General features: G+C 31.5%; 9 protein-coding genes. 8 read left to right on the forward strand and 1 reads right to left on the reverse strand.

Translation table 11 applies throughout. The annotated features are described in order from the left end of the window. Positions 1-40: 40 nt before the first annotated feature. Positions 41-1,315, reverse strand: a complete 1,275-nt coding sequence (gene glyA / locus CLV86_RS02730; protein WP_121049386.1) for a serine hydroxymethyltransferase — start codon at positions 1,313-1,315, stop codon at positions 41-43. A 113-nt stretch (positions 1,316-1,428) separates the two neighbouring features. Between glyA and fahA the strand changes: the two genes are divergently transcribed. The 8 genes from fahA to CLV86_RS02770 all read left to right on the forward strand — a co-directional run. Then, positions 1,429-2,718, forward strand: a complete 1,290-nt coding sequence (gene fahA, locus CLV86_RS02735; RefSeq protein WP_076732871.1) for a fumarylacetoacetase — start codon at positions 1,429-1,431, stop codon at positions 2,716-2,718. Positions 2,719-2,834: 116 nt separating this feature from the next. After that, a complete protein-coding gene (locus CLV86_RS02740; protein WP_121049389.1) occupies positions 2,835-4,016 on the forward strand; it encodes a hypothetical protein in 1,182 nt (393 codons plus the stop codon). Between the two features lie 128 nt (positions 4,017-4,144). Continuing rightward, the gene (locus tag CLV86_RS02745; RefSeq protein ID WP_121049392.1) at positions 4,145-4,645 is read left to right on the forward strand and encodes a hypothetical protein; all 501 of its coding nucleotides are present in this window, start codon (positions 4,145-4,147) and stop codon (positions 4,643-4,645) included. 162 nt (positions 4,646-4,807) lie between these two features. Further along, positions 4,808-5,437 carry a tRNA (guanine-N1)-methyltransferase gene (locus CLV86_RS02750; RefSeq protein WP_121049395.1) on the forward strand — a complete coding sequence of 210 codons (630 nt, stop codon included), beginning with the start codon at positions 4,808-4,810 and terminating at the stop codon, positions 5,435-5,437. Between the two features lie 151 nt (positions 5,438-5,588). After that, positions 5,589-6,266, forward strand: a complete 678-nt coding sequence (trmD, locus tag CLV86_RS02755; protein ID WP_121049398.1) for a tRNA (guanosine(37)-N1)-methyltransferase TrmD — start codon at positions 5,589-5,591, stop codon at positions 6,264-6,266. A 22-nt stretch (positions 6,267-6,288) separates the two neighbouring features. Continuing rightward, entirely contained in the window at positions 6,289-6,774 is a 486-nt protein-coding gene (locus tag CLV86_RS02760) for a GyrI-like domain-containing protein (protein ID WP_249037439.1), read from the forward strand. A gap of 26 nt (positions 6,775-6,800) precedes the next feature. After that, positions 6,801-8,501 carry a gamma-glutamyltransferase gene (ggt, locus tag CLV86_RS02765; RefSeq protein ID WP_121049401.1) on the forward strand — a complete coding sequence of 567 codons (1,701 nt, stop codon included), beginning with the start codon at positions 6,801-6,803 and terminating at the stop codon, positions 8,499-8,501. A gap of 81 nt (positions 8,502-8,582) precedes the next feature. Further along, a partial coding sequence (locus CLV86_RS02770) for an L-type lectin-domain containing protein (RefSeq protein ID WP_249037440.1) occupies positions 8,583-9,946 on the forward strand: 1,364 nt, incomplete at its 3' end.

Consider the following 9,946-nt stretch of genomic DNA (forward strand, 5'->3'; position numbering starts at 1 on the left):
AACAGAATGGGATTTTTTGTATTAGATAATTAGAGTGCTATTACATTTTAAACAATGGTAAATCACTCATCATCGCATTTACTTTTATAGCTACTTCGTCAAGTACATCTTCGTTATCGTAGTTATTTATTACTTCGTCAATTAAATCTACAATAGCTCCCATTTCATCTTCTTTTAAACCACGTGTTGTAATTGCAGCAGTTCCAATTCTAATTCCAGAAGTTACAAATGGCGACTTATCGTCAAATGGTACCATATTTTTATTTACAGTAATATCTGCCTTTACTAAAGCTTGTTCAGCATCTTTTCCTGTAATATTTTTATTTCTTAAATCTATAAGCATCATGTGGTTATCTGTACCACCAGAAATAATATTGTAATCTTTAGCTACTAATGCTTGTGCCATAGCCGCAGCATTCTTTTTAACTTGCAGCATATAATGCATAAACTCATCTGTTAATGCTTCACCAAAAGCAATTGCTTTGGCTGCTATAATATGTTCTAAAGGTCCACCTTGATTTCCAGGAAAAACTCCAGAATCTAATAAAGAAGACATCATTCTAAGTTTTCCATTTTTCAACTTAATTCCAAAAGGATTTTCAAAATCTTTTCCCATTAAAATCATTCCACCTCTTGGTCCACGTAATGTTTTATGTGTTGTTGTAGTTACAATATGGCAATGTGGAATAGGATCATTTAAAATACCTTTTGCAATTAAACCTGCAGGATGAGAAACATCTGCTAATAATATGGCGTTTACACTATCTGCAATAGCACGAAAACGTTTAAAATCTATATCTCTAGAATACGCTGAAGCTCCAGCAATAATTAATTGTGGCTTTTCACGTGTTGCTATTTCTTGAATTTTATCGTAGTTTAAAACACCTGTTGCCTCTTCTACTCCATAAAATACGGGATTATATAATTTACCCGAAAAATTAACAGGAGAACCATGTGTTAAGTGCCCACCATGAGATAAATCGAAACCAAGAATTTTATCTCCTGGCTTTAAACACGCGTGGTAAACTGCTGTGTTAGCCTGACTTCCCGAGTGTGGTTGTACATTTGCATAAGCAGCACCAAATAATGTTTTTGCGCGGTCTATTGCAATTTGTTCTACTTCATCTACTACTTCACATCCTCCATAATAGCGCTTTCCAGGATAACCTTCAGCATATTTATTAGTTAAAACAGAACCTGCAGCTTCCATAACCTGGTCGCTAACAAAATTTTCTGATGCAATTAATTCTAAACCATGTAATTGGCGTTCTTTTTCGGCTTGTATTAACTCAAATATTTGTTCGTCGCGTTGCATAAATTGGTGTTATTGTTAAATATGTCCAAAAATAGTAAATAGATTAGTATTAAAATCAAAAATTATGTAGGTTTGGTATAGAATTTATAAACAACAAATCAACAATTTTATATATGCCATTATCAGCCAATAATCCAGACAGAAAATCGTGGTTGCACGTCGATAAAAATTCAGACTTTCCAATTCAAAATATTCCGTTTGGAGTTTTTTTAACTAGAGACGATATTATTACTATAGGAACTAGAATTGGAGACACTGCTATAGACTTAGGCGCTTTACACCAATTAGGCTATTTTGAAGGCATTCCATTAACCGATGATATTTTTCTTCAAGATACTTTAAACGATTTTATTGCAGACGGACGTAAAACATGGCGCTTAGTTCGTAATAGAATAGCACAAATTTTTGACATTGAAAATGATGAGCTAAAAGGAAATACAAAACATAAAGAAACTGTTTTATTTCGTTTAGACGAAATCGAAATGCAATTACCAGTACAAATTGGTGATTATACAGATTTTTATTCTAGTATAGAACATGCAACAAATGTTGGTACTATGTTTAGAGATCCTGATAATGCTTTGTTACCTAACTGGCTTCATATTCCGGTAGGTTATCACGGTAGAAGTTCTTCTATTATTCCTTCTGGAATTCCAGTACATAGACCACAAGGTCAAACTTTACCAGCTGGTGCTACAGAACCTGTTTATGGACCAAGTAAACTTGTAGATTTCGAATTAGAAATGGCTTTTATTACTACAGATGCTAACGATTTAGGAGAACCTATTCCTATTGAAGAAGCCGAAGAGTACATTTTTGGATTAGTATTATTTAACGATTGGTCTGCAAGAGATATACAAAAATGGGAATATGTACCATTAGGACCATTTTTAGCAAAAAGTTTTGCATCGTCAATCTCACCATGGATTGTAACATTAGACGCTTTAGAGCCTTATCGTGTTGAGGGTCCAAAACCTTTAAAAAAGCAATTAGACTATTTAAAACAAAAAGGTAAAAAGAGCTTCGATATTAATTTAGAAGTATCAATACAACCAGAAAAAGCTAAAGAAACTGTTATAAGTCGTTCAAACTTTAAATATATGTATTGGAGTATGGCGCAACAATTAACACACCATACCATAAACGGTTGCCCAATAAACTCTGGAGACATGATGGGAAGTGGTACTATTTCTGGTCCAACACCAGACACTTACGGCTCTATGCTAGAACTATCTTGGAGAGGCGAAAAACCTGTAAAATTAAATAACGGAACCGAAAGAAAGTTTATTAATGATAACGATACTGTAATTATGCGTGGTTATTGCGAAAAAGATGGTACTCGAATTGGTTTTGGAGAAGTTTCTACAAAATTATTACCAGTATTTAATTCTAAAAAGAAATAAAACACAAATTATATATTTTTAAAAAGCCTTTAAACACTTAGTGTTTAAAGGCTTTTTTTAGTTTGGCACATAAATTGATTTTATACTTATAGTATAAACCAATAAAAACCGAACAGATGAAAAACTTTACACTATTAACAGTACTTCTTCTAGTACTAACATCTTGTGTTGGAAGAAAACAAATTGAAAAGCAATTACATTCTGGAAATTACGACCAGGCTATTAGTAACGCACTTAAAAAGTTAGAAAACAATAAAGATAAAAAGCGTAAGCAAGACTATATTGTTATGCTACAAGATGCATACTATAAAGTTGTAGAGGAAAATCATAACACCATCAATCATTTAAAAAAAGATGGTAATCCAAAATTATACGAATCGGTTTTTAATATCTATTTAGATTTGGAAGACAGACAAAGAGCTATAAAAGCTGTAATGCCTTTACAAATAGATGGCAAAATCTTGAATTTAGATTTTAAAAATTATACAAATGAAATAGTTGAATACAAGAATAAAGTATCTGAATACAAATACAACACTGCTGTTACTTTAATGCAAAGTGATGAAAAGTTAAAAAACAGAGTAGCTTTTGAAACATTAAAATATATTGAAAGTATAAACGCAAATTATAAAGATGTAAGACAACTTATGGAAGTTGCACATCATCAAGGAACGGATTATGTTATAGTAAATATTGAAAATAAAACACACCAAATAATACCAACTCGTTTAGAAAATGATTTATTAAACTTTAATACCTATGGATTAAACGATTTTTGGACTGTTTATCATACTAATGCAAATCAAAACATAGATTACGATTATGCAATGGCTTTACAATTAGAAAGAATAAATGTATCTCCAGAACGTATTACAGAAAAACAAGTTATTAGAAAAAAGAACATAGTTGATGGTTGGGAATATGTTTTAGACAGCAATGGAAATGTAGTAAAAGATAGTCTTGGTAACGATGTTAAACAAGACAAAATAATTACGGCAAAGGCTAGATTCAATGAGTTTAATCAATTTAAATCTACTCAAGTAATAGCAAGAGTTGTTTATAGTGATATTAAGCAAAATCATGTTTTAGAAAATTTTCCAATAGATAGCGAGTTTGTTTTCGATAATTTGTATGCTACAGTTAAAGGAGACAAAAGAGCCTTAACTACTAATGATTTAAATATTTTAAAAAATAGAAGACTTCGTTTTCCAAGTAACGAACAAATGGTTTACGATACTGCTGAAGACCTAAAACTCAAACTCAAAAATATTATAACGAGATATAGTTTTAGAAGTTAATAGAGAAAAACTCCCAAAGTGATTTGGGAGTTTTATACGATGTTAATTAAATGTTAAAATCATCTTTACAAACTTGATCTTAAATTAAATTAAATTAATGTTCTATTAATCTAAAATAAAACAGAAAAATGAAAACAAAATTAACAATTACTTTAGCCTCATTATGCTTACTTCTTTGTCTATTTAATTGTTCTTCTAATAAAGAAAAAGATGCAAACGAAAATATTACAACATTAAATAAGGATGAATTAAAAATTGAAAAAGACAAGGACTTAATTAGTTATGGTGCTAATTTACGTAGCAAAATTTTAAAATCTGATGTTTTTAAAGATTTAAACAATATTAAAGATTTTGAAATAAAATATGTGGAGCTTTATAAATCAGACTATTTATACGGCAAAGCATTAGATGCCGATGGAAATCATGTTGTATTTAGAAAACAAATAGAAATAATTAAATCTAAAGATGGTTCTCAAGTATTAAAATTAAAACCTGGCGGAGAAAAATGTACTGGAGTAAACTGCTCTAAATGTGCTTTCGCTACAAATGGAGGCTGTGATTGTAGTCTTGCTGGAGATCCACAAAGTGCTTCCTATTGTAACCATACAATTGAAGACCCAGAAGAATAATATTCAAAAAACAACAGAGTTAAGCACCACTAACATCTAAAATATAACTTTCAACGTATATATAAAAGCTTCACTTATTGTGAGGCTTTTGTAGTATTATAATACGCTGTAACTAAACAATATTATTTACTTTTGCAGCACAAAACAATCAACATTAAAAAAATGAATTTTACTAAAGCAATCTTTCTTTTATTATTAGCCTTATTTACCATACAAATTCAAGCACAAACAGAAACTACAGATGCAGATGATAAATTATCGTTAGATAGTGGTTCTATAGAAAATCAATTTGAATATTTAACAAAAAAATCTAACGGTTGGACAGATCCACGTGGGCAACGTTATGAGGTTATAAAAGTACAATGGATAGAAAAAATAAAAAGTAACACTTTAGACTCCTTAAAAGCCGTACACAAATCTCTTAACGATACTAAAGCCATTGTTACAAAGCAAAATGATGAGATTTCTAAATTAAAAACAAGCTTAACTTCTACTCAAGATACTTTACAGCAAACAAATACAGAAAAAGATAGCATGTCTCTTTTTGGAATCCAAATGAGTAAAGGTGGCTACAATACATTAATGTGGTCTATTATTGCAGGATTATTAGCCTTAGCTCTATTTTTTATGTATCGTTTTAAAAATAGCAATGCTATAACTAAAGATGCTCAAAAATCTTTAGCAGAAACCGAAGAAGAGTTTGAAGAGCACAGACGTGTTGCCTTAGAACGCGAACAAAAAGTAAGAAGACAATTGCAAGATGAAATTAATAAGCATAAAAATTCTATTTAAAATAAGCTTATTTTAAATTAGCATTTAAAAGTCTGTAACTCCGGTAACAGACTTTTTTTTTATTGAAAATTTAAATTTATACTAACGGTACGAATAAACATTTATATCTTAAAAACATTTAAATTATCTTTGCAAACCTATACAAAGCATAATGAGAATAGATATAATAACCGTTTTACCAGAATTAATTAAAAGTCCATTTGAAGCTTCAATATTAAAACGAGCAATAGACGCTAATTTAGTATCGGTACACTTTCATAATTTACGAGATTATACTACAGACAATTATAAATCTATAGACGACACACAATTTGGTGGCGGTGCAGGTATGGTAATGACTTGCGAACCTATAGACAAATGTATTTCTGCATTAAAAGCAGAACGTAGTTACGATGAGATTATATATATGACGCCAGATGGTAAAACCTTAAATCAAGGTATTGCAAATACATTATCATTAAAAGAAAATATCATTATTCTTTGTGGCCATTATAAAGGTGTAGACCAACGTGTTAGAGACATGTTTGTAACCAAAGAAATCTCTATTGGAGATTATGTTTTATCTGGTGGAGAATTAGGAGCCGCAGTACTGTGTGATGCTGTTATTAGACTTATACCTGGCGTTTTAGGTAACGAAACTTCTGCGCTTACAGATAGTTTTCAAGATAATTTATTAGCACCTCCAATTTACACAAAACCAAGAGACTACAAAGGACACAAAGTCCCAGAAGTTCTTTTTAGCGGTCATGCTGCAAATATAGAAAAGTGGAGAGAAGAACAAGCTTATAAAAGAACTCAAGAACGCAGACCAGATTTGCTAGACGACTAATATTTAAAACAAACTATTTATTTTGAATCAAATACCAGAAATTGTCACTCTAGAAAACAAAAAATTAGTTGGCCATAACATTACCATGTCTTTGGTAGACAACAAAACATTTCAGCTTTTCTCTGGTTTTATGCCTCAAAAAAAAGAGATTCAAAATGCTATTTCCTCAGATATATTCGAAGTATTAATTTATAACGATACTTATTTTAAAAATTTCAACCCAACAAACACCTTTGTAAAATGGGCAACGGTTGAAGTTGAAAGTAACAAAACACTACCTAAAGGCATGAGTTCTTTCAACCTTGAGTCTGGTGTATATGCTGTATTTAAATACAAAGGGCTACCACAAAATTTTGGAGCATTTATGTCAGGTATTTTCTCAAATTGGTTACCACAATCCAAATATAAATTAGATAATAGACCACATTTTAATTTATTAGGAGAAAAAGCCAAACGTAACAGTCCAGATTCCGAAGAAACTGTATGGATTCCTATTACGCTTAAATAGTTTAAAATAAAAACACCATAAATCTCATGAAATTAAAAAATATAGCAATATTACTCTCTCTATTTCTTATTATTATTTCATGTAAAAAACAAAATAATAAGCAAGTTCCTGTTCGCGGCTTAATAACAGAAAAAGCAATGGTAGTTTCTGCAAGAGCTGAAGCATCAAAAATTGGAAAGCAAATTTTAGCACAAGGCGGAAATGCTTTTGATGCAATGATGGCTACAGACTTAGCTTTAGCTGTAGCTTACCCATATGCCGGAAATCTTGGTGGTGGCGGTTTTATGGTGTATAGATTAAATAATGGTGAAATTGGCGCATTAGATTATAGAGAAAAAGCACCTTTAGCAGCAACAAAAAACATGTATTTAGATTCATTAGGAAATATTATTCCAGAGTTAAGTACACGTGGCGCAATGGCAGTTGGTGTTCCAGGAACTGTTGCTGGCGTTTTTGAAGCACAAAAAAAGTTTGGAATACTTCCTATAGAGTCCATTATTAAACCTGTTATTAATCTAGCAAAAAAAGGAATTGTAGTAACCAAAAAACAAGAAGCTAGATTTACCGAAAAACGTGAAGATTTTCTAAAAACTAATAAAGACACTATTTTATTTGCAAAACATTGGAGAGCAAAAGATACCATCGTTCAAAATAATTTAGCAAACACACTTTCTGCCATTATGAAAAATGGTCCAGATGAATTTTACAAAGGTACTTCTGCAAAAATTCTAGCTAAATTTATTCAAGAAAATGGTGGCATTATAACTGAAAAAGATTTAGCAAGCTACACAGCAAATTGGCGTACACCAATTACATTTAATTACGACGATTTAAAAATTATCTCTATGTCTCCACCATCAAGCGGAGGTATTGCAATGGCTCAAATATTAAAATCTGTTGAAAGTTTTAATTTAAGTAAATTAGGCCATAATTCTACAGAGTTTATTCAAGTTTTAGCTGAAGCTGAACGTCGCGCTTATGCTGATAGAAGTTTTTATTTAGGTGATCCTGATTTTATTAAAGTACCACAAAGTAAATTAATAAGTGATGCGTATTTAAAAGATAGAATGAAGAATTTTTCATTTGAAAAAGCTACACCTTCATCTACAGTTTCTCATGGTAATGTTGATATTATTGAAAGTGATGAAACCACCCACTACTCTATTATCGATCAATTTGGAAATGCCATTTCTGTAACAACTACTTTAAATTCGGGATATGGTTCTAAACTATACTGCGAAGAATTAGGCTTCTTTTTAAATAATGAAATGGACGATTTTTCAAGTAAACCTGGCGTTCCAAATGTATATGGTTTAATTGGTGCCGAAGCTAATGCTATTTTACCAGAAAAACGCATGTTAAGCTCTATGACACCAACCATAGTAGAAAAAAATGGGAAGTTATTAATGAGCGTTGGTACTCCTGGAGGTTCAACAATTATTACTTCGGTTTTACAAACTATTTTAAATGTGCATGAATTTAATATGACAATGCAAGAAGCCGTAGAAGCTGCACGTTTTCACCATCAATGGTTACCAGACGAAATTAGAATGGAACCCAACCGTTTTAATAAAAAAACGATTAAGTCTCTAGAAAAGAAAGGTTACATTATTAACGAAGAACGCTCACCTGTTATTGGTATTGTAGATGGCATTTTAGTATGGCCAGATGGTACACTAGAAGGAGGTGCAGATTCGCGAGGAGATGATGCAGCTGATGGTTTTTAGAAATTATAAACTATTAAAAAAACAACCGTATATTCTTTTTTAAATTACTTTAGTAGCTTATTCAAATTCTGTATAGAAATTATGACACCTAAATTTTACTCAAAATTCTATTTTATAATTGTATTATTTTTTTTCATTTCACAACAAGTCCTAGCTCAGTTAGCACCTTCTTTAGTTGGAAACACAATAGACTTAGGAGGTGATTGCTATCAAATTACTGCAAATTCTAATACACAACTCGGAGCTGTGTGGTTTAATAATACTATAGATTTAAATAATGATTTTGATATTATTTTTGATGCAAATTTTGGTAGTAATGATTCTAATGGTGCAGATGGAATTGTTTTTGCTTTAAAAACTTCTGCCAATGCAGAAGTAGGAATTGGCGGTGGAGGTTTAGGATATGGAGGCATTGATAATTCTATGGCAATTGAGTTTGACACATGGCAAAATAATGATAGAAATGATCCTTTTTCAGATCATGTTGCCATAATTTCTAATGGTATTACAAACCATACAGGAGCAACATCTTTATTTGCACCTGTTAATGCTTCTGCTACTTCAGTAAATATAGAAGATGGCAATCCTCATGAAGTTAAAATTACTTGGAGAGCAGCTACACAAGAGTTTAGAGTTATTTTCGATTGTAATGAAAGAATTTTATATACTGCAGATATTGTTAATTCAGTTTTTAATGGTAACTCAAATGTGTTTTTTGGTTTTACTGGATCTACTGGTGGAGCTTCAAATCTTCAAACTGTTTGTTTTAAAAATCTTTCTTTTGTAAATGAAATTCTATTAGAAAATCAAACAATTTGTTCTGGAAACTCTATAAATTCTATTGATGCTACTTATGATGGAGCAACAAATTATTTATGGTCTCCTGCCACAGGTGTAAGCGATGTTACTATACCTAATCCTATATTTTCTCCTACAACAAATACAACTTATACTGTTCAAGTTACAGATGCGTGTGCTGAAATTATTTCCGAATCATTTGATATAACAATATTACCAGACTCAAATGCTAATGTAATTGCAACAACAAACACTATATGCTCTGGCCAAGACGCCATTTTCACTATTACCGGAGACGCAGGTAATGTTGTAGACTACAATATTAACGGTGGCGGTACAGTGCAAGTAACACTAGATGCAGCAGGACAAGGCGTTGTTACAATTGCTGGAGCTACAGCAGACCAAACTATAACTTTAGAAACTGTTACCAATCCATCTACAACATGTACAACAACATTAACAGATACTGAAACAGTTACTATTGGAGCAAATCCAACCATTACAAGTTTAACAACCAATACAGATATTTGTTCTGGAGCAGATGCTATATTTACCATAGATGCCACTGCCGATGATGTTATAGACTACACTATTAATGGAGGTGCAACACAACAAGTTGTTGTAGATGCTACAGGCCAAGCTATTGT

Source organism: Lacinutrix venerupis (genome assembly GCF_003663945.1).
GTDB lineage: Bacteria > Bacteroidota > Bacteroidia > Flavobacteriales > Flavobacteriaceae > Lacinutrix > Lacinutrix venerupis.